General features: G+C 71.0%; 18 protein-coding genes and 1 riboswitch. Of the genes, 13 read left to right on the forward strand and 5 right to left on the reverse strand.

Going from position 1 to position 19,528, the window contains the following annotated elements; genetic code table 11:
* Positions 1-47: 47 nt before the first annotated feature.
* Positions 48-449 carry a hypothetical protein gene (locus ACFYYF_RS23835; RefSeq protein ID WP_361686033.1) on the reverse strand — a complete coding sequence of 134 codons (402 nt, stop codon included), beginning with the start codon at positions 447-449 and terminating at the stop codon, positions 48-50.
* Between the two features lie 203 nt (positions 450-652).
* On the opposite strand from ACFYYF_RS23835, the gene ACFYYF_RS23840 reads away from it, so the two are divergent.
* The 6 genes from ACFYYF_RS23840 to ACFYYF_RS23865 all read left to right on the forward strand — a co-directional run bounded on the left by ACFYYF_RS23840 (position 653) and on the right by ACFYYF_RS23865 (position 7,841).
* Entirely contained in the window at positions 653-1,273 is a 621-nt protein-coding gene (locus ACFYYF_RS23840) for a heme-copper oxidase subunit III (RefSeq protein WP_328453310.1), read from the forward strand.
* 64 nt (positions 1,274-1,337) lie between these two features.
* Entirely contained in the window at positions 1,338-2,147 is an 810-nt protein-coding gene (locus ACFYYF_RS23845; RefSeq protein ID WP_361686035.1) for a c-type cytochrome, read from the forward strand.
* Positions 2,144-3,220 carry a Rieske 2Fe-2S domain-containing protein gene (locus ACFYYF_RS23850; RefSeq protein WP_388778884.1) on the forward strand — a complete coding sequence of 359 codons (1,077 nt, stop codon included), beginning with the start codon at positions 2,144-2,146 and terminating at the stop codon, positions 3,218-3,220. The genes ACFYYF_RS23845 and ACFYYF_RS23850 overlap by 4 nt, the downstream gene beginning before the upstream one ends.
* Complete coding sequence (locus ACFYYF_RS23855; RefSeq protein WP_361686039.1) at positions 3,217-4,857, forward strand: cytochrome bc complex cytochrome b subunit; 1,641 nt, start codon at positions 3,217-3,219, stop codon at positions 4,855-4,857. The genes ACFYYF_RS23850 and ACFYYF_RS23855 overlap by 4 nt, the downstream gene beginning before the upstream one ends.
* Positions 4,858-5,026: 169 nt before the next feature.
* Complete coding sequence (trpD, locus tag ACFYYF_RS23860) at positions 5,027-6,091, forward strand: anthranilate phosphoribosyltransferase (RefSeq protein WP_388778888.1); 1,065 nt, start codon at positions 5,027-5,029, stop codon at positions 6,089-6,091.
* 84 nt (positions 6,092-6,175) lie between these two features.
* A riboswitch (SAM riboswitch) is annotated at positions 6,176-6,292 on the forward strand.
* Between the two features lie 187 nt (positions 6,293-6,479).
* Positions 6,480-7,841, forward strand: a complete 1,362-nt coding sequence (locus ACFYYF_RS23865; RefSeq protein WP_388778891.1) for an aminotransferase class V-fold PLP-dependent enzyme — start codon at positions 6,480-6,482, stop codon at positions 7,839-7,841.
* A gap of 39 nt (positions 7,842-7,880) precedes the next feature.
* Here ACFYYF_RS23865 and ACFYYF_RS23870 read toward each other — a convergent pair whose 3' ends face one another.
* Both ACFYYF_RS23870 and ACFYYF_RS23875 read right to left on the reverse strand, forming a co-directional pair.
* On the reverse strand, positions 7,881-8,162 hold the full coding sequence (locus ACFYYF_RS23870) for an Lrp/AsnC ligand binding domain-containing protein (protein ID WP_339128929.1): 282 nt from the start codon (positions 8,160-8,162) through the stop codon (positions 7,881-7,883).
* Positions 8,163-8,204: 42 nt separating this feature from the next.
* Positions 8,205-8,960, reverse strand: a complete 756-nt coding sequence (locus tag ACFYYF_RS23875) for a rhomboid family intramembrane serine protease (RefSeq protein ID WP_388779204.1) — start codon at positions 8,958-8,960, stop codon at positions 8,205-8,207.
* 152 nt (positions 8,961-9,112) lie between these two features.
* Between ACFYYF_RS23875 and ACFYYF_RS23880 the strand changes: the two genes are divergently transcribed.
* From ACFYYF_RS23880 to ACFYYF_RS23900, 5 genes are all read left to right on the forward strand, one after another.
* Positions 9,113-9,352, forward strand: a complete 240-nt coding sequence (locus ACFYYF_RS23880) for a hypothetical protein (protein ID WP_037624014.1) — start codon at positions 9,113-9,115, stop codon at positions 9,350-9,352.
* A gap of 36 nt (positions 9,353-9,388) precedes the next feature.
* On the forward strand, positions 9,389-10,738 hold the full coding sequence (locus tag ACFYYF_RS23885) for an NYN domain-containing protein (protein WP_388778895.1): 1,350 nt from the start codon (positions 9,389-9,391) through the stop codon (positions 10,736-10,738).
* A gap of 367 nt (positions 10,739-11,105) precedes the next feature.
* Entirely contained in the window at positions 11,106-12,140 is a 1,035-nt protein-coding gene (locus ACFYYF_RS23890; protein WP_388778897.1) for an NlpC/P60 family protein, read from the forward strand.
* Positions 12,141-12,381: 241 nt separating this feature from the next.
* Positions 12,382-13,404, forward strand: coding sequence for an NlpC/P60 family protein (locus tag ACFYYF_RS23895; protein ID WP_388778900.1), 1,023 nt, complete (start codon positions 12,382-12,384; stop codon positions 13,402-13,404).
* A gap of 76 nt (positions 13,405-13,480) precedes the next feature.
* Entirely contained in the window at positions 13,481-14,677 is a 1,197-nt protein-coding gene (locus tag ACFYYF_RS23900; protein ID WP_388778903.1) for a hypothetical protein, read from the forward strand.
* A gap of 76 nt (positions 14,678-14,753) precedes the next feature.
* On the opposite strand, the gene ACFYYF_RS23905 is transcribed toward ACFYYF_RS23900, so the two are convergent.
* Positions 14,754-15,278, reverse strand: coding sequence for a PadR family transcriptional regulator (locus ACFYYF_RS23905; RefSeq protein ID WP_361686056.1), 525 nt, complete (start codon positions 15,276-15,278; stop codon positions 14,754-14,756).
* A 128-nt stretch (positions 15,279-15,406) separates the two neighbouring features.
* Between ACFYYF_RS23905 and ACFYYF_RS23910 the strand changes: the two genes are divergently transcribed.
* Positions 15,407-16,735, forward strand: coding sequence for an MATE family efflux transporter (locus ACFYYF_RS23910; RefSeq protein WP_388778907.1), 1,329 nt, complete (start codon positions 15,407-15,409; stop codon positions 16,733-16,735).
* Here ACFYYF_RS23910 and ACFYYF_RS23915 read toward each other — a convergent pair.
* Complete coding sequence (locus ACFYYF_RS23915) at positions 16,699-17,937, reverse strand: glycosyltransferase 87 family protein (protein WP_388778910.1); 1,239 nt, start codon at positions 17,935-17,937, stop codon at positions 16,699-16,701. The two genes, ACFYYF_RS23910 and ACFYYF_RS23915, sit on opposite strands and share 37 nt — an antisense overlap.
* Before the next feature lie 145 nt (positions 17,938-18,082).
* Here ACFYYF_RS23915 and ACFYYF_RS23920 point away from each other — a divergent pair, with 145 nt between their 5' ends.
* Entirely contained in the window at positions 18,083-19,225 is a 1,143-nt protein-coding gene (locus tag ACFYYF_RS23920; protein WP_388778911.1) for a glycosyltransferase family 4 protein, read from the forward strand.
* The last annotated feature ends 303 nt before the right edge of the window (positions 19,226-19,528 follow it).

The following is a 19,528-nucleotide window of genomic DNA, read 5'->3' on the forward strand; positions in this document are numbered from 1 at the left end:
CGGACGACGGGAGCGGTGCGGACAGGCCCTGGCGGGGCACGGGTGGCTCAGGCGCTCTGAAGGTTCCTGCGACGCAGCAGGGAGGCCAGTGAGGCGGCGAACTCCACCGGGTCGACCGGAAGCGTCACCGCGGCGTCGGCGCGGCTCCAGGTGGCCAGCCAGGCGTCCTGCGGGCGCCCGATGAGCACCAGCGCCGGCGGGCAGTTGAAGATCTCGTCCTTGATCTGCCGGCACACCCCCATGCCGCCCATCGGCACCGCCTCGCCGTCCAGGACGCAGACGTCGATGCCGCCCTTGTCGAGCTCCCTGATGACGGCGGCCGGCGTCGCGCACTCGACGAACTCGACGAGCGGAGCGTCCGGGGCGGGCCTGCGCCCGGTGGCGAGCCGCACCTGCGCGCGGGTGTTGGAGTCGTCGCTGTAGACCAGCACCGTGGCGGTCGGCTGCATTCTTCCTCCGAGACGTCAGCGTCGTACGGACATCGTGCGCACCGGGCTGATCGTCCCCGGCCCGATGCGCGGATGCTACTCCCTTGAACACCTCGTCAACACCGGTTCGGACACGGCTTCGATGGTCCATCCGGGCTGGACACACCCGGTCAACACCCCGAACGGCACCCCCCGGCGTGAGGGCGGGATAAGCGACCGACATAATGTCGGTCGTGGCGACAGCAACGACAGTAGAAACCGGGCACGCGCACCCGTCGGTCAATCGGCCGAACCTCACCAGCGTCGGAACCATCATCTGGCTGAGTTCCGAGCTGATGTTCTTCGCGGCCCTCTTCGCGATGTACTTCACCCTGCGATCGGTGACCGGGCCGGATCACTGGAAGGAAATGGCGTCCAGCCTGAACCTTCCGTTCTCGGCGACGAACACCACGATCCTGGTGCTCTCCTCCCTGACCTGCCAGCTCGGCGTCTTCGCCGCCGAGCGCGGGGACGTGAAGAAGCTCAGGATGTGGTTCATCGTCACCTTCATCATGGGTGCGATCTTCATCGGCGGTCAGGTCTTCGAGTACACCGAACTGGTCAAGAAGGACGGGCTCTCGCTCTCCTCCGACCCGTACGGCTCGGTGTTCTACCTGACCACCGGCTTCCACGGACTGCATGTGACGGGCGGACTCATCGCCTTCCTGCTGGTCCTCGGTCGCACCTACGCGGCTCGGAGGTTCACTCACGAGCAGGCGACCGCCGCCATCGTCGTGTCCTACTACTGGCACTTCGTCGATGTCGTCTGGATCGGCCTTTTCGCCACGATCTACCTGATCAAGTAATCGGGCCCACCGCCCGAAACATCCAGAAGCACCGACGCAGAAGATCCTGACACCGGGGTAATCCGTGAAAAAGCTCTCCGCACGACGACGCCATCCGCTGGCGGCGGTCGTCGTCCTACTCCTCGCGCTGGCGGCCACCGGGGGGCTGTACGCCGCGTTCGCACCCGCGGGCAAGGCGCAGGCCGATGAAACCGCCCAGTCCCTCGGCATCACCGAGGGCCAGAAGCTGTACTCCGTGGGCTGCGCAAGCTGCCACGGCACCGGCGGTCAGGGCAGCTCCGACGGTCCGAGCCTGGTGGGTGTGGGCGCCGCGGCGGTCGACTTCCAGGTCGGCACCGGCCGTATGCCGGCCCAGCAGCCGGGCGCTCAGATCCCGCGCAAGAAGGTGATCTACACCCAGGCCGAGATCGACCAGCTCGCGGCCTACATCGCCTCGCTCGGCGCCGGCCCCGCGATCCCGACCAAGAACCAGGTCAGCCCCGAGGGCGCGGACATCGCCAAGGGCGGTGAACTCTTCCGTACCAACTGCGCCCAGTGCCACAACTTCACCGGCAAGGGCGGCGCGCTGACGCACGGCAAGTACGCGCCGAGCCTGGAGGGTGTCGACCCGAAGCACATCTACGAGGCCATGCAGACGGGCCCGCAGAACATGCCGTCCTTCCCCGACACCACGCTGACGGAGAAGAACAAGCAGGACATCATCGCGTACCTCGACGCGGTCAACGGTGACGACACCGAGAGCCCCGGCGGTCTTGAGCTGGGCGGCCTCGGGCCGGTCAGCGAGGGCCTGTTCGGCTGGGTCTTCGGCCTCGGAACCCTGGTCGCCGTCGCCGTCTGGGTCGCCGCTCGGACCGCAAAGGCCAAGAAGTCATGAGTAGCCAAGACATTCCAGAAGAGAACGTGCCCGCCGAGCGGGCCTCCGACGACCACGCCGGTCACGGTCACGGTCCGGTAGCCGTCGCGGACGAGCAGAACCCGTTCGCGGACCCGGGGCTTCCGCCCCACGAGCACCGCATCCAGGACATCGACGAGCGGGCCGCCAAGCGGTCCGAGCGTCTGGTCGCCATGCTGTTCGTGCTGTCGATGGTGGCCACCGTCGGCTTCATCGCCTCGTACGTGGCGATCCCGAACGACAAGTCGATCTACGTGTTCCCGATCGGGCACATCAGCGCGCTGAACTTCGCGCTGGGCATGTGCCTCGGTGTGGCGCTGTTCGCGATCGGCGCGGGCGCGGTCCACTGGGCCCGCACCCTGATGTCCGACGTGGAGATCGCCGACGAGCGTCACCCGATCGAGGCGGCGCCCGAGGTCAAGGCCAAGGTCCTGGCCGACTTCAAGGACGGTGCCACGGAGTCCGCGCTCGGACGCCGCAAGCTGATCCGCAACACGATGTTCGGCGCGCTGGCCCTGTTCCCGCTCTCCGGCGTCATGCTGCTGCGCGACCTCGGTCCGCTGCCCGGCACGAAGCTGCGCCACACGCTGTGGTCCAAGGGCAAGCTCCTCGTCAACATGAACACGAACGAGCCGCTGCGTCCTTCGGACCTGGCCGTCGGTTCGCTCACCTTCGCCAAGCCCGAGGGCCTGGAGGAGCACGACGAGGACTTCCAGAAGGAGATCGCCAAGGCGGCCCTGATGATCATCCGGCTCCAGCCGGAGGACATCAAGGACAAGCAGGAACTCGAGTGGTCCTACCAGGGCATCGTGGCGTACTCGAAGATCTGCACCCACGTCGGATGCCCGATCTCCCTGTACGAGCAGCAGACGCACCACGCGCTGTGCCCGTGCCACCAGTCCACCTTCGACCTCTCCGACGGTGCCCGGGTCATCTTCGGCCCGGCCGGTCACGCCCTGCCCCAGCTGCAGATCGGCGTGAACGCTGAGGGCTACCTCGAAGCGCTCAGCGACTTCGAAGAGCCCGTCGGTCCTGCATTCTGGGAGCGCGGATGAGCACTACCACCACCTCCGACTCGCGCTCCTCGCGCGAGAAGGCACCCGCCGGTGAGCGGGTCGCCGACTGGGCCGACGGCCGCCTCGGGATCTACTCCCTGGCCAAGTCCAACATGCGCAAGATCTTCCCCGACCACTGGTCGTTCATGTTGGGTGAGGTCTGCCTCTACAGCTTCATCATCATCATCCTCACGGGTGTGTACCTGACCCTGTTCTTCCACCCGTCGATGAACGAGGTGGAGTACCACGGCAGCTACGTCCCGCTGCAGGGCCAGCTGATGTCCGAGGCGTTCAACTCGACCATGCACATCTCCTTCGATGTGCGCGGTGGTCTGCTGATCCGTCAGATCCACCACTGGGCCGCGCTGATCTTCCTCGCCGGCATGTTCGTGCACATGATGCGCGTGTTCTTCACGGGTGCGTTCCGCAAGCCCCGTGAGGTCAACTGGGTCTTCGGATTCCTGCTGTTCGTCCTCGGCATGTTCACCGGCTTCACCGGTTACTCGCTCCCGGACGACCTGCTCTCCGGCACCGGTGTCCGCTTCATGGAGGGCGCGATCCTGTCCGTGCCGATCGTCGGCACGTACCTGTCGTTCTTCCTGTTCGGCGGCGAGTTCCCGGGCGGCGACTTCGTGGCCCGCTTCTACTCGGTGCACGTGCTGCTGCTGCCGGGCATCATGCTCGGCCTGGTCGTCGGCCACCTGATCCTGGTCTTCTACCACAAGCACACGCAGTTCGCGGGCCCCGGCAAGACGAACAACAACGTCGTCGGCATGCCGCTGCTGCCGGTCTACATGGCCAAGGCCGGAGGCTTCTTCTTCCTGGTCTTCGGTGTCATCGCGGCCATCGCGGCGATCGCCTCGATCAACCCGATCTGGGCCCTGGGCCCCTACCGTCCGGACCAGGTGTCCACCGGCGCCCAGCCCGACTGGTACATGGGCTTCTCCGAAGGCCTGATCCGTGTCATGCCGGGCTGGGAGATCAACCTCTGGGGTCACACGCTCGTCCTGGGTGTGTTCATCCCGCTGGTCATCTTCCCGCTGGTCCTGGTCGCGATCGCGGTCTACCCGTTCATCGAGGGCTGGGTCACCGGCGACAAGCGCGAGCACCACATCCTGGACCGCCCGCGCAACGTCCCGACCCGGACCGCGTTCGGCGCCGCCTGGATCAGCTGGTACTTCGTCCTGCTCATCGGCGGTGGCAACGACCTCTGGGCCACGCACTTCCACCTGTCGATCAACTCGATCACCTGGTTCGTCCGGATCGCGTTCTTCGTCGTGCCGGTGCTGACCTTCATCGCCACCAAGCGGATCTGCCTCGGCCTCCAGCGCCGGGACCGGGACAAGGTGCTGCACGGCCGCGAGTCGGGCATCATCAAGCGCCTGCCGCACGGTGAGTTCATCGAGGTCCACGAGCCGCTCAGCCAGGACGCGCTGCACACGCTCACCGCGCACGAGCAGTACAAGCCGGCCGAGATCGGCCCGACGGTCGACGAGAACGGTGTCGAGCGCAAGGTCTCGGGCACGCAGAAGCTGCGCGCCAAGATGAGCAAGGGCTTCTACGGCGACGAGGGCCAGATCCCCAAGCCCACCGTCGAGGAGTACAAGGAGATCACGAGCGGCCACGGCCACCACTGATCCCCGGCTGTCCGCCACGGCAGGAGCCCCGTCCATGACACGGACGGGGCTCTTTGCCGTCCCCCGGGCTGGATAGGGTGGACTCACCCGGTGGTGCGGGGCGATCCACCCCGCGTCACCCCGACCCGTGTCACCCGCGACCGCGTGACCCACGAACCCAGGAGCGACCATGAGCGCTGTGAACCCCGCTGGAGGCGACACCGCGGCGGGCCGTTCCTGGCCCGCCGTACTGAACGGACTGCTCGAAGGCCGCGACCAGAGTGCGGACGACACGGCCTGGGCGATGGACCGCATCATGCGCGGCGAGGCGACCGACGCGCAGATCGCCGGCTTCGTGGTGGCCCTGCGGGCCAAGGGCGAGACCGTCCAGGAGATCGCCGGACTCGTCCGCGCTATGTACGAGCACGCCAACGTGATCGAGGTGCCCGGACACACCGTCGACATCGTCGGAACGGGCGGCGACGGCGCGAAGACCGTCAACATCTCGACGATGTCCTCGATCGTGGTGGCCGGCACCGGCGCCAAGGTCGTCAAGCACGGCAACCGGGCCGCGTCCTCCGCGTCCGGCTCCTCGGACGTCCTGGAGAAGCTCGGCGTCAATCTCCAGCTGCCGGTGAAGCGGGTCGCCGAGGTGGCCGAGGAGGCCGGGATCACCTTCTGCTTCGCGGTCAAGTTCCACCCGGCGCTGCGTCATGTGGCCGCCGCCCGCGGCCAGTTGGGCATCCGCACCACCTTCAACGTGCTCGGACCGCTGACCAATCCGGCACGCGTGAAGGCCCAGGCGGTCGGCGTCGCCGACCCCCGGATGGCGCCCATCGTGGCGGGCGTGTTCGCCGAGCGCGGCAACTCCTCGCTGGTCTTCCGCGGCGACGACGGCCTCGACGAGCTGACCACCACCGGGGGCTCCCACGTCTGGGTCGTCCGCGACGGCAAGGTCGCCGAGGAGCGCTTCGACCCCCGCGACGTCGGGCTCGACATCGTCCCGGTGGAGGCCCTGCGCGGCGCCGACGCCTCGTACAACGCGGAGGTCGCCCGACGCCTGCTGGACGGCGAGAAGGGGCCCGTACGGGACGCCGTCCTGCTGAACTCGGCGGCGGCCCTGGTGGCCCTGTCGCCGACCGGCGGGCCGCTCGCCGGGCAGCTCCGCGACCAGATGGACAGGGCGGCCGAGGCCATCGACTCCGGTGCCGCGAAGCGCACCCTGGAGCGCTGGGTGGCCGCCAGCAACGCCTGACCGCCGAGAGCGCCGCGCGAGACGCAGTCCGGATCGTGGACTGCGTCTTGCGCGGAGAAGATCCTCTGGCAAGATGCTGTACCAGGTCATGAGTGACAGCCATCAGGCCCCGGCCGGCTGTCCGGCAACCCTCCGTCCGTGGCGGGGTGCCCCGGGTGAAGACCAGGCCGTAGGCAGCGAGGCCTACGGCAAGCGCGGACCCCTCCCGCTCTCCGGGCGGACAACCAGGGGTCCTGGTCGTTCGAGGGAGCCTTCTGTGAGCAAGCGAATGCGTTAGGGCGCCGAGCCCCGCCTCCGCACACCCCCTTTCACCCTTTCCCGCGCTGAGCGACGCCCGACGGCGGCCGGCTCGCGCGGTGATCCCGCCTGCCTCTCACAGGAGCTCGCCATGTCCGCTTCCACCGTTGCCGCCGACCAGGCTGTTTGTGCCCCTCTGCCCGTTCTCGGCCGGGATGTCACCGTCCCGCTCGTCACCGGTGGCGAGGTGACCTACGCGGCTCTCGACTATGCCGCCAGCGCGCCCGCCCTCCAGCGCGTGTGGGACGACGTGGCCGCGTACGCGCCCTACTACGGCAGCGTCCACCGGGGCGCCGGCTGCCTCTCGCAGCTCTCCACCGACCTCTTCGAGAACGCCCGCAGGACCGTCGCGGAGTTCCTCGACTGCCGCGCCGGCGACCAGGTGGTCTTCACCCGCTCCACCACCGACTCGCTCAACCTGCTCGCCGCGGCCCTCCCGGCCGGCTGCCAGGTCTTCGTCTTCGAGACCGAGCACCACGCCTCGCTGCTGCCCTGGCGCGACGCCCGCGTCACCTACCTGAACGCCCCGCGCACCCCCGGCGAGGCGGTCGAGACCCTGGAGCGCGCCCTCGCCGCCCGGGACCCCTACGGCCCGGCCCTGGTCTGCGTCACCGGCGCCTCGAACGTCACCGGCGAGCTGTGGCCGGTGCGCGAGCTGGCCGCGGCCGCCCACGCCCACGGAGCCCGCATCGTCCTCGACGCCGCACAGCTCGCCCCGCACCACCCGCTGTCGGTCCAGGACCTCGACGTCGACTGGGTCGCCTTCTCCGGGCACAAGCTGTACGCGCCCTTCGGCTCCGGTGTCCTCGCGGGCCGCTCCGACTGGCTGCGCGAGGCCGACCCGTACCTCGCGGGCGGCGGGGCCAGCCGCAAGGTCACCCGCCGCGCGGACGGCGGCGTGGACGTGGAGTGGCACGACAGCGCCGCCCGCCACGAGGCCGGCTCGCCGAACGTCATCGGCGCCTACTCGATCGCGTCGGCCTGCAAGGCGCTCACCGACGAGGGCTTCGACAAGCTCGTCGCCCGGGAGCAGCACCTGATCCGTACCGTCCGCGCGGGCCTCGCCGAGGTCCCCGAGGTCCGGGTCCTCTCCCTCTTCGGCGACGACGCCCCGCGGGTCGGCGTCATCTCCTTCGTCGTCGAGGGCTGGAACAGCTCGCACTTCGCTGCCGCGCTGTCCGCCGAGTACGGCATCGGGGTGCGCGACGGCCTCTTCTGCGCCCACCCGCTCGTGCGCACGCTGCTCGGCAGCGACCCGGAGACCGCGGGGGAGTGCGGAGCCCCCGAGGCGGCCCCCGGCGAGAAGTCCCTCAACGCCATCCGCGTCAGCTTCGGGGCCGGGACCCCCGACGAGCACGTCGAGCGGTTCGTCCGCGCGGTGCGCGAGCTCGTCGAGGACGGCGCGCGCTGGCAGTACCGCACCGAGGACGGCCGCTGCGTCCCGGCGGTCTGACGACCGCCCCCGCCCCGCCCGGAGGCGGCGCCGCGTCGGTCAGGAGTCGAGACCGATCGCGAACGCCGCCTCCAGGTCGTGCTGGGAGTACGTACGGAACGCCACGTGCGTGTCCGTCGCCTCGACACCCGGGATCTTGCTGATCCTGCCGGGGATGACGTCCGCCAGGTCGTCATGGGCGTGGACCCGGACCATGGCGATCAGGTCGTAGGTGCCGGTGACCGAGAAGACCTCGCTGACGCTCTCCAGCGACGCGATCGACTCGGCGATCTCGGGGATGCGGTCCACGCTGGTCTTGATGAGGACGATCGCGGTGATCACGGCTGGTTCTCTCCCTAGGGGGCCGCTGCTGGGGATCTCACCCTACTCGCGGTCCCCCGGACCCGGCCGCTCCACCGGGGGCCCCGGCAGCACCGCCCGGGCGGGCACGACGGCCGGACGCCGCCGGAAGCGCGCCCACGCGTACACGAAGCCCAGGGAGAAGCCCACGAGGTGGGCCAGGTAGGCGACCCCGGGGCCCGAGCTGCTGCGGCCCGCCGCGAGCCACTGCAGGGTGAACCAGAACGGCAGCACCACCCAGGCCGGGAACCGCAGCGGCAGGAAGAACAGGAACGGGAAGAGACTGGTCACCCGGGCCCCGGGGAACAGGTACAGAAAGGCGCCGAGCACCGCGGAGATCGCCCCGGAGGCCCCGACCAGGGACTGCTGCGAGGTCGCGTTCGCGGCGGCGTACCCCAGCAGGGCCAGATACCCGCAGCCCAGGTAGAACAGGGCGAACTCCAGATGGCCCATGCGCTCCTCGGTCATCAGCCCGAAGACGTAGAAGAAGAGCATGTTGCCCAGGAGATGGAGCCAGCTCCCGTGGATGAACAGGGCGGTCGCGGGAGTGAGCGCCTCGCCCGGGGCCCCGTCGAACAGGGCGGCCGGCACCACGCCCCAGCGGCGGAAGTAGGCCCGCTGCGCGACCAGCAGTTCGTCCCCGGTGCCGTACGCGGGATCGAGGCCCGAGGCGGGGCCGATCACGAAGATCAGACAGCACAGGACGATCAGTCCGTACGTCACCGGCGCGGACCGGCCCCGCAGCGCCCTGCGGACCGTCGCACTCCAATTGCCGATCATGGTGCAGAGCATGACGTAACCGCACCGATGCGCACAGACCGCCTCGCCGCCGTGGACACCCGAGCGTCGAGTACCCGCCAGGCCGTAGGGTTACGAGCCAAAGCACCGGGAGACCGGCGCCGGACGGACACTAGAAGGAAAGCGGCTGCCCTATGACAGTTCCCCTGCCCGATGCGAAGACCCGCTGGCGCTGCACCCTCTGCGGCAACCTCACGCGTTTCGACGTGACCCGCTCGTCGAAGGTCGTCGAGTATGTGCACCTGGACCTGGCCGGTGAGCCGAAGGTGGAGGAGCGCGAGGTGGTCAGTGAGACCATCGAGTCGGTGCGGTGCCGCTGGTGCAACGCGGTGGATCAGGTCGAACTCGTGGACAGGCCGGGCGCCGGCTCCTGACGGAGCGGGCCCCGCACGGATATTGGGGTGAAACGGATGGTGGAGACCACAGGCGGGGAGCCGGACGACGGCACCGCCGAGGTGCTCGACCGTCCGCTGCCCGACGGCGTGCGCCGACGCGTCGTGCAGATCGTCTCGGACGGCTTCGGCGGGCTGACGGTGTCCGAACTGCCCGCACAGCTGAGGCAGTACGCCCGGTTCGCCCCCAATCGCCGCGCCAAGTTCGCCGGCAACGCGATGGCGACGGCCCTGGAGACGGACCCGCTGTTCAGACAGCGCATCGCCGAGAAGCTCAGAGAGACCCAGCCCGAGCTCGTCGGGGCTCTCGACTCGGGCGCGCCGCCCCCGGCCGCGGATCCGCTGGACGTGGCGGCCGCGGCCTACGTCGTGCGTCCGACGGGCTGGGTGAAGCTCGTGACCGCCGCGGGCGAGGAGGCCCTGCGCGCGGACGCCGAGCGCGCCGACGAGGAGAGCCGCGCCGAACTGGACCGGCTGCGCGCTGAACTCACGGAGGCCCGCGGGCAGACCCGTGCCGAGACCGAACGGCTGCGCACGGAACTGGAGTCGGCCAAGAAGGAAGCGGAATCGCTTCACCGCAAGCTGCGCGGGGCCCTCAGCGACGTCAAGCGCGGCGAGGCGGCCCTGCGCAAGCTCCAGGCGGAGGCGGACGGCGCGAAGGCGGAGAGCCAGGCACAGGTGTCCGCGGCCGAGAGCGAGACGCGGCGGCTCAAGGCGCGGCTCTCGGAGGCCGAGGCGGCCCTGGAAGCCACCCGCAAGGCGGCCCGTGAGGGGCGCAGCGTCGAGGACATGCGGGTGCGGCTGCTGCTGGACACCGTCCTGGAGGCGGCCCAGGGGCTGCGCCGGGAACTGGCGCTGCCTCCCGTCTCCGTGCGGCCCGCGGAGACGGTCGAGGCGGTCGAGCCGGGGCGGATGACCCCGAAGGACATCGCCGCCCGCGCGCTGTCCGAGAACGACCCCGCGATCCTGGACCAGTTGCTCGCGCTGCCCCAGGCGCACCTGGTCGTCGACGGCTACAACGTCACCAAGACCGGCTATCCGCAGATGCCGCTGGAGAAGCAGCGGCTGCGGCTGCTCGGACAGCTCTCGCAGCTCGCCGCGCAGACCGGCGCCGAGGTCACCTGTGTCTTCGACGGGGCCGAACTGGCCGCGCCGGTGCTGCTCGCGCCCCCGCGCGGGGTGCGGGTCCTCTTCTCCAAGCCCGGTGTCACGGCGGACGAGCTGATCCGTCAGCTCGTGCGGGCCGAGCCGCCCGGCCGGCCGGTCATCGTCGTCTCGACCGACCGTGAGGTGGCCGACGGGATCGCCAAGGCCGGTGCCCGGCCGGTGGCGTCCGTGGTGCTCCTCAAGCGCTTCTCGCGCGGCTGAGCGTTCTTTTCCTCTTTCGTCCGTTTCGATCCGCTTCGTGGGTCCGATTCGGCGCGCCCGGCGATCGGTTCCGTAAGTCGCGTGAGCCCCCTACGCACCATGCGTAACGTCTAGGCCTGATGCCCGAATTCGCCGGACTTTCACGCGACGTAGTGTCAAGCGGACATCACTGCAGGTGAGTTGATTGCAAAGAATGCTCTCCGTGACAAAGAATTTTCAGGTTTGGATTTGAACTGATCACAAGTAGGTCACTAGGGTCGTGCCTCGAACCTCTAACTCGGGTGATCACTCATGGGGAGTGACGGTGGAGGGGCACCGCCCGTCGGCGTTTTCGGCAGGCGGCTGGAGGAAGAAGGAGCTCGCCTTCGTGGCGTCCCACCGTCGACCCAAGCAGCCGAGCCGCACCCGTGTGACCGTGCTCACCACCGCCGCCGCGGCGGCTGTTGTCCTCAGCGCCAATGCCGCCAACGCGACGCCGTCCGAGAAGCCCAACAAGGACGAGGTCAAGACCAAGGTCGACAAGCTCTACGAAGAGGCCGAGCAGGCCACGGAGAAGCTCGACGGCGCCAAGGAGAAGCAGCAGAAGCTGCAGAAGCAGATCAGCGCTCTCCAGGACAACGTCGCCCGCGGCCAGGAGGAGCTCAACGAGCTGCGCGACGGCCTCGGTTCGATGGCCAGCGCCCAGTACCGCACCGGCGGCATCGACCCCTCCGTGGCGCTCTTCCTCTCCTCCGACCCGGACGACTTCCTGGACAAGGCCTCGGCCATGGACCAGCTCAGCGCCCAGCAGGTCGAGTCGCTCAAGAAGGTCCAGGAGAAGCAGCGTTCGCTCGCCCAGCAGCGCGCCGAGGCCTCCGCGAAGCTCAAGGACCTCGCCGACACCCGGGCCGAGCTCGCCAAGAAGAAGAAGGAAGTCCAGAGCAAGCTGGGCTCCGCGCAGAAGCTCCTCAACACGCTGACCGCGCAGGAGAAGGCGGCGCTGGCCTCCGAGGAGCAGGAGCGGGCCACCCGCGCCAGCGAGCGTGTCGACCTCGGCAACACCAAGGCCGCCTCGGGCCGCGCCGGAGCGGCGTTCTCCGCCGCCCAGAGCAAGATCGGCTCGCCGTACGTCTACGGCGCCTCCGGCCCCAGCTCGTTCGACTGCTCGGGTCTCACCTCGTGGGCCTACGCCCAGGCCGGCGTGACCATACCCCGCACCTCGCAGGCCCAGGCCAACGCGGGCACCCGCATCTACTCGCAGAGCGACCTGCAGGTCGGCGACCTGGTCATCTTCTACGGCGACCAGCACCACGTCGGCCTCTACGCGGGCAACGGCCAGGTGCTGCACGCCCCGCGCACCGGCACGGTCGTGCGCTACGAGTCGATCGGCAACATGCCCTTCCAGTTCGGCGTCCGGATCTGATCCGCACGGGCGGCCCGGCATCCGGTGCCGGCCGCCCGGAGCGCTCTCCCGCCACACCGCCCAAACGGGCGAATTGCGACAACTCGCGCTGACCCCACGCCCCGTCGGTGACCTGCGTCTCCGGCGGGGCGTCACTGTGCGTGCCCGCGGAGGTCTTTGGCCGGTGCGTGGTCGCGCGGTTACTGTCTGCCGCGTTCCCCCGACGGCGGGGGACCGTCAGCGGAAGGGAGTGCGGCCACCCGTGGGGTTCCATCGCCGCCTTGCACCGACCGGCTTCGACCGGGGCGCCGGCGCCTTCGGCGTCGCCGCCTGCGTGATGTCCGCGGCGGCCGCCGCGCTCGGCACCCTGCCCGCCTCCGCGGCGCCGCAGGACGACACCCGGGCCGAGGTGGACCGTCTCTACGCCCAGGCTGAGAAGGCCACCGAGGCGTACAACAAGGCCGACGAGCGCGGTGACGCGCTGCGCGAGCAGATCGGCACGGCCCAGGACGAGATCGCCCGGCAGCAGGACCGCGTCAACACCATGCGGGACGCGCTGGGTTCGCTCGCCGGGGCGCAGTACCGTACGGGCGGTCTCGACCCGTCCCTCGCGCTGCTCTTTTCCGCCGACCCGGACGACTATCTCGACAAGGCCTCCGCGCTCGACCGGATCGGCACCCGCCAGGCCGGCGAACTCAGGGACCTCCAGGCCGCCTTGCGCGACCTCGCCCAGGAACGCCGTGAGGCGGACGGGAAACTGGCCGAACTGGAGCGCAGCCGCACGGCCGTCGCCCGGAACAAGCGGGTCATCGAGGGCAAACTGGCCAAGGCGCGTCACCTGCTCAACTCGCTGCCGTACGCCGACCGCGCCGCCTACGACCGGGCGTCGCGCGCCACCCGCGGCGACCTGCCCGGCCTCGACGGCTCCGTCGCCTCCTCGTCGCGCGCGGCCGTCGCCGTCGCGGCGGCCCGCTCGGCGCTCGGCCGCCCCTACGTGTGGGGCGCCAACGGACCCGGCGGCTTCGACTGTTCGGGCCTCATGCAGTGGTCCTACGCGCACGCCGGGGTCGGCCTCCCGCGCACCTCGCAGGCCCAGCGGTTCGCCGGACGGCAGATCCCGCTCTCCCAGGCGCGCCCAGGCGACCTGGTCACCTACCGGTCCGACGCCAGCCATGTCGGGATGTACGTCGGCAACGGCCAGGTGATCCACGCGCCCTACCCGGGTGCACCGGTGCGCTACGACCCGGTCGGCATGATGCCGATCTCGTCCGTCACCCGGGTCTGACGGCACGCGGGTCCGGCCCCGGACCGTCCGGGCGCGAGTTCCGGCGGCCGGGCGCGGGCCCCGTACGATCGGGAGAATGGCCGGTCGAAGGAGTGCCCCGCGAGCGGGGCTCGGTGTGGTGCTGCTGCTCGCCGGGCTCGTCGGCTGCGGCGGCCGGACCGCGCCGGACACGGCGGCCGCCGATGTGCAGCGGGTCCTGGACCGGCGGGCGGCCGCGGTCCTGGACCGGGACGACGCCGCGTTCCGGTCCACCGGAGCGGCGGCCGGCACCGGACAGGGCCTCGCGAACCTGCGTGACGTGCCGCTTTCGGCCTGGTCCTACCGGCTGGCCGATCTGAGCCGCTCCGGGGACCGCGCCACCGCCCGCGCCGAACTGCGCTACCGCATCGCGGGCTACGACGCCGCGCCGGTCACGGTGGACCGCACCCTGCGGCTGACCCGCGCCGGCGGAACCTGGCGGGTCGCCTCCGACAAGCCGGCCGGCAAGGGCGGCGACCAGTTGTGGGACGAGGGGACCGTGACGGCCGTACGGGGTGAACACAGCCTCGTCCTGGGCGTCGGCCAGTCCGGCGAACGGCTGCGGGCCTTCGCGGGCCTGGCGGACCGTGCCGTGCCGGCCGTGTCCGACGCCTGGGGCGCGGACTGGTCGCGGCACGTCGTCGTCCTCGTACCGAAGTCGCTGGAGGGGATGGCGGGGCTGCTCGGTGCCCCGGCGTCCGGGTACCGGGGGATCGCGGCGGTCACCACCGGTGAGGCGGGAGGCTCGGCGAAGGCGCCCGCGGACCGGATCATCGTCAACCCGGACGCGTACGGCGTCCTCGGCGACCTCGGCAAGCAGGTCGTGCTCACCCACGAGACCACGCACGTCGCCACCCGCGCCCACACCACGGCCGCCACCCCGCTGTGGCTCTCCGAGGGATACGCGGACTGGGCCGGCTATCGCGGCACCGGACGGGCGGTCGGGCAGGTCGCTCCGGAACTGCAGCGCGCGGTGGCCGAGGGGGACGTCCCGGCCGCGCTGCCCGGGGACGAGGAGTTCGGGTTCACCGGGGACGCGGACCGGCTGGCACGGGCGTACGAGGGCGGCTGGACGGCCTGCCGGATGATCGCGGACCGGTGGGGCGAGGTCCGGCTGAACGACTTCTACCGAGCGGTCGGCGACCACGGCAAGAGGGCCGGGGCGGTCGAGGACGCGCTGCGAGAGGTGCTCCACACGACCCCGGAGCGGTTCACCGAGTCATGGCAGCAGTACCTCAGAGACCAACTGAGCTGACCCCCGGCACCACGGGCTGACGCCTGGGACTCAAGGGCTGACGTCCCTCCGGCGGGGGGCCGGCGATCGGGGTCGTTCACCCTTCCAGTTGCCGGATGGCCTCCGTGAGCCAGGTGCGTTCCGCCTCGCCGGTTGCCCGTGCCACCCGCAGCATGCCCTGGCGGAACAGATCGCCGGCCTCCTCCGCGCGCACGGGCCGGTCGCCCTCGTAGAAGAAGCTCGTCGGGGCCTCGAGGAACTCCTGGCGGCGGCGCAGCACCGCGGCCTGCTCGCGGGGGTCGCCGAGGTGGCGCAGGAACGACAGCAGGGTGTTGAAGCGGACCTGGTCGGTGATCTCGGCCTGCTTGGGGTGGCGCAGCCGCTCCAGCAGGTCCGCGCGTCCCTTGTCGGTGAGCGACAGGGTGCGCCGCGGGACCGCGCCGCTGCCGGGCTCGGTGTGCTGGTCGAGCATGCCCGCGTCGACCAGGCGGGTGATCGCCGGGTAGAGGGCGCCGTCGCTGACCGGCCGGACATGGCCGCTGAGCGCCTTGATGCGCTCCTTCAGCTCATAGCCGTGCAGCGGCTCCTCGTACAAAAAGCCCAGGATCGACAGCTCCAGCATCCGGCCGGCCCTTCCCTCGTGGACGCCCCGAGAGGCCGGCGCGTCCGGGTGGTTGCAGGGTTCACCCACCCATGGTACCTCTTATCGAGCTACCTCTAAACGAGGTAGCTCGTATCGAGGGAGCCCCTGTGAACGCCCACCGTAAGCAGCTCATGGCGCTCGCCCACCCCGTCTACCTCTCGCTGCTCGCCTCCGTCGCCGCCGGGATCATCAACACCGTCTGGGTCTCCCGGCTCGGCGGTGACGCCGTGGCCGCCGTCGCCGTCGCGACGAACACCGAGAACGTGCTGCTCGGCGTCGCCCTGGTCTTCGCCTCCGGCACCACCGTCCTGGTCGCGCACGCCCGCGGCGCCCGCGATCCGGGCGCGGTCCGCGCCGCCGTACGCGGCGGCTGGGCGCTCTGCGCCGCGGTCACCCCGGTGATCGCCCTGGGCGGCTTCCTGCTGCGCGAACCGCTGGCCCGGCTGGTGCTCGGCGGCGACGGGCACGCCCTGACCCTCGCCGTCCAGTACTTCGCGATCTCCCTGCCCGGCATCGCCGTCTTCTTCGCCCAGAACCTCGTCGACGGCATCCTCAAGGGCGCCGGCGACACCCGCACCCCCATGCGCCTGGCCCTGCTGGCCAACGGCCTGATCCTCGGCCTCGACCCGTTCCTGATCCACGCGTACGGCGTCCGGGGCGCCGCCCTGTCCACCGTGCTGTGCCGCTCGGTGGCCCTCGCCGCGGGCCTGCGCGCCCTGCGCCGCAACCCCCTGCTCTCCCAGGCAGCCGGTGTGAAGCACTCCGAGGGCACCGGCGCCGCCTTGCGCCGCACCCTCACCACCGGACTGCCCATGTCCGCCGACTTCACCGTGCGGCAGGGCGGCGCCCTGGTCCTGGTCGCGATCGTGGCCCGCCTCGGCACCACGGCGGTCGCGGCCTACGCGATCGCCTACAAGGTCATGTACGTCGCCACCATGGCGTTCTACTCGGTCCGGCAGGCCGCCTCGATCCACACCGCGCACAGCCGGGGCGCCGGCCGTGACGAGCGGGGCGCCATCGGACGCCAGGCCGTCCTCGTCTCGGGGACCGTCGGCCTCCTCGCCGCCGGGCTGCTCGCCGCCCTGGCTCCCTGGATCATGCGGGCCTTCGGCGCCGGCCCCGCCGTCGCCCACGACGGCGTGCTGTTCCTGCGCTGCGTCGGCCCCTACCTGCTGCTGATGGCCTGCTTCATCGCCCTCGGCGGGGTCTTCGAGGGCAGCGGGGGAGCGCCGGTGCTGCTGCGGATGACCCTGACCGGCACGGCCGTCCAGCTTCCCCTCGCCCTCGCCCTGTCCGGACTGGGGCTCGCGGGCATCTGCCTGGCCCTCGCGCTGTCCATGACGGTGCAGTGCGCGGCCCTGTGGCTGTGGGCCCGGCGGAGCGCGCGGGCCGGGCGTCATCAGGACGCCAGGGTCTCCTTGGCGCGGGCCGCCTGAGCGGGGAGGTCCGGCGCCGGCCCGGAGACGGTGGAGCGCCACAGCTCCCGGGCGGCCAGCACCGAGGCGGCCACCAGCAGACCGTTGCGCAGCACGAGGAGGGTGATGCCGAGATCCGTGCTGTTGACCACGTCCGCGAACCAGATCGGGAACTCCAGCACCGTCACGAAGCACGCCACCAGCACCAGGAGGACGGGCAGCAGCATCCGGCTCGCCCGGAAGCACAGGCAGACCGCGGCGATGCCGACGAGCCACACCAGATACTGCGGGCTGATGACCCGGCTCGTGGTGGTGAACATCAGGACGGCGACGAACGCCGCGTCGGCGAGCGTGTGCGACAGGAACCGCTTGGCGCACAACCGCCACAGCAGCAGCCAGCCGAAGGCCATCCCGGTCAGGACCAGGGCCGCCGTGCTCACCACGTCGACGTAGGGACCGACGAACTCCACCGAGCCGTAGTTGAGCAGCACCCGCCCGTTCCAGCCGTGGTGCCTGGCCACGTGGAAGACCAGGGAGCCGAGCGATTCCACCTCGGTGCCGCGGTCGCGCTGGAAGGTCAGGAACGCGAACGCGCCCGGCATCGTCGCGAAGAACAGCGCCGCGATCCCGGTCGCCGTCCCCGCCGCCCAGGCCCAGGCCCGGCGGCGCACGGCGCCGAGCAGGAGCAGCACCGGCCACACCTTCACCATCGCGCCGAAGCCCGTGAGGAAGCCCATCACCCGGGGGTGGCGGGAGCCCGCGAACAGCGCGGCGACCGCGACGGCCGTCACCATCACGTCGTAGCGGGCGTACACCGTCGGCCCGAGCAGCGGGACCCCGATCACCCACACCCAGGCGCCGCGCACGCTCTTGCCGGGGCGCGAGCCCGCGTACAGGAACAGCCCGAAGGCGACCAGGTCGGCGACGAAGGCCAGCACGAAGAAGGCGTGCGCGTAGTCGAGGAAGGGCAGCAGGCCGGGGGAGAGGATCGCGAGGGACGCGGCCGGCGGGTACTGCCAGGTGACGTCGTGCAGCGGGAAACGGCCGTCCCGCAGGACCTCGTACCAGCCGTGGTAGATCACGGAGACGTCGCTCGTGACGTCCGGGCCGGGGAAGACGTACACCTTGGCCACGAAGAGCAGCAGTGCCAGTCTGGTCAGGCCCCAGACCGCGAGGAGTGCGGCCATGCCGAAGGGGAACCTCGTGCTCCGTGCCCCGGTCATGCCCACCTGGCTCTCATCGTCCGGAATCCCTGTGCGTCCGGCCGCCACGCTTTTCGCGGACCCAGGGTGACGCGCCGGTCTGTGTACGAGCCGTCAAGCGCGGCCATGCGGAGCTGTGAGTATAGGTTCGATAGTGTCGAACACGATGCACAAGACCCTGATCGTGACGAACGATTTCCCGCCCCGCCCCGGCGGCATCCAGGCGTTTCTGCACAACATGGCGCTGCGCCTGGACCCCGAGCGGCTCGTCGTCTACGCCTCGACCTGGAAGCGCGGGCAGGAGGGCGCCGAGGCGACCGCCGCGTTCGACGCCGAGCAGCCCTTCACCGTCGTACGGGACCGAACGACCATGCTGCTCCCGACGCCGGGTGCCACCCGGCGGGCCGTCGGCCTGCTGCGGGAGCACGGCTGTACGTCGGTGTGGTTCGGGGCGGCCGCGCCGCTCGGGCTGATGGCGCCGGCCCTGCGCAGAGCCGGCGCGACCCGCCTCGTGGCGACCACGCACGGCCACGAGGCCGGGTGGGCCCAGCTGCCCGCCGCCCGGACGCTGCTGCGCCGGATCGGTGAGTCCACCGACACGATCACCTACCTCGGGGAGTACACCCGCTCGCGGATCGCCTCCGCGCTGAGCCCCGAGGCGGCCGCGCGCATGGTGCAGCTGCCGCCCGGTGTCGACGAGCGGACCTTCCACCCCGGCTCGGGCGGAGACGAGGTCCGGGCCCGGCTCGGCCTGAGAGACCGGCCCGTCGTCGTCTGCGTCTCCCGCCTCGTCCCGCGCAAGGGTCAGGACACCCTCGTCCTCGCGATGCCGCAGATCCTGGCCAAGGAGCCGGACGCGGTGCTGCTGATCGTCGGGGGCGGGCCGTACGAGAACGACCTGCGCAAGCTCGCGAACGAGACCGGGGTCGCGGGCTCGGTCCGATTCACCGGGGCGGTGCCCTGGTCGGAACTGCCCGCGCACTACGGGGCCGGTGACGTGTTCGCGATGCCGTGCCGGACGCGCAGGGGCGGACTCGACGTCGAGGGACTCGGCATCGTCTACCTGGAGGCGTCGGCGACGGGTCTTCCGGTGGTGGCCGGTGACTCGGGGGGCGCGCCGGACGCCGTGCTCGACGGTGAGACCGGCTGGGTCGTCCGCGGCGGCTCCGCCGAGGAGGCCGCCGACCGCATCGTCACCCTGCTGGGTGACCCGGAACTCCGCCGCCGCATGGGCGAACGGGGGCGTTCCTGGGTCGAGGAGAAGTGGCGCTGGGACCTCTTGGCCGAACACCTGCGGCAGCTGCTCTAGCCTTTCCCGTCCGCGCCCACCGGGCTGCCACTTCCGACCTCCGGTCGCCTGCGGCCCGCCGCGCAGCTCCCCGCGCCCCTGACGGGCGCTTGCGCGCCGCGCCCGCCGGGCTGCCGCTTCCGGATTCCGGGTGTCTGCGGCCCGCCGTTGGTTGGCCGCGCAGTTCCCCGCGCCCCTGACGGGCGCTTGCGCGCCACGCCCGCCGGGCTGCCGCTTGCGGACTCCGGGCGGCTGCAGCCCCCGGGGGGTTGGCCGCGCAGTTCCCCGCGCCCCTGACGGGGCGCTTGTCCCGCGCCCCTGAGA

The sequence above is a fragment of the Streptomyces sp. NPDC001914 genome, from assembly GCF_042891215.1.
GTDB lineage: Bacteria > Actinomycetota > Actinomycetes > Streptomycetales > Streptomycetaceae > Streptomyces.

Coding starts and splice junctions, on each gene's coding strand:
- ACFYYF_RS23835 (WP_361686033.1), bottom strand. CDS start 449: ATGCAGCCGACCGCCACGGTGCTGGTCTACAGCGACGACTCCAACACC.
- ACFYYF_RS23840 (WP_328453310.1), top strand. CDS start 653: ATGTCGGTCGTGGCGACAGCAACGACAGTAGAAACCGGGCACGCGCAC.
- ACFYYF_RS23850 (WP_388778884.1), top strand. CDS start 2,144: ATGAGTAGCCAAGACATTCCAGAAGAGAACGTGCCCGCCGAGCGGGCC.
- ACFYYF_RS23855 (WP_361686039.1), top strand. CDS start 3,217: ATGAGCACTACCACCACCTCCGACTCGCGCTCCTCGCGCGAGAAGGCA.
- trpD (WP_388778888.1), top strand. CDS start 5,027: ATGAGCGCTGTGAACCCCGCTGGAGGCGACACCGCGGCGGGCCGTTCC.
- ACFYYF_RS23865 (WP_388778891.1), top strand. CDS start 6,480: ATGTCCGCTTCCACCGTTGCCGCCGACCAGGCTGTTTGTGCCCCTCTG.
- ACFYYF_RS23875 (WP_388779204.1), bottom strand. CDS start 8,960: ATGATCGGCAATTGGAGTGCGACGGTCCGCAGGGCGCTGCGGGGCCGG.
- ACFYYF_RS23880 (WP_037624014.1), top strand. CDS start 9,113: ATGACAGTTCCCCTGCCCGATGCGAAGACCCGCTGGCGCTGCACCCTC.
- ACFYYF_RS23885 (WP_388778895.1), top strand. CDS start 9,389: ATGGTGGAGACCACAGGCGGGGAGCCGGACGACGGCACCGCCGAGGTG.
- ACFYYF_RS23900 (WP_388778903.1), top strand. CDS start 13,481: ATGGCCGGTCGAAGGAGTGCCCCGCGAGCGGGGCTCGGTGTGGTGCTG.
- ACFYYF_RS23905 (WP_361686056.1), bottom strand. CDS start 15,278: ATGCTGGAGCTGTCGATCCTGGGCTTTTTGTACGAGGAGCCGCTGCAC.
- ACFYYF_RS23915 (WP_388778910.1), bottom strand. CDS start 17,937: ATGACCGGGGCACGGAGCACGAGGTTCCCCTTCGGCATGGCCGCACTC.
- ACFYYF_RS23920 (WP_388778911.1), top strand. CDS start 18,083: ATGCACAAGACCCTGATCGTGACGAACGATTTCCCGCCCCGCCCCGGC.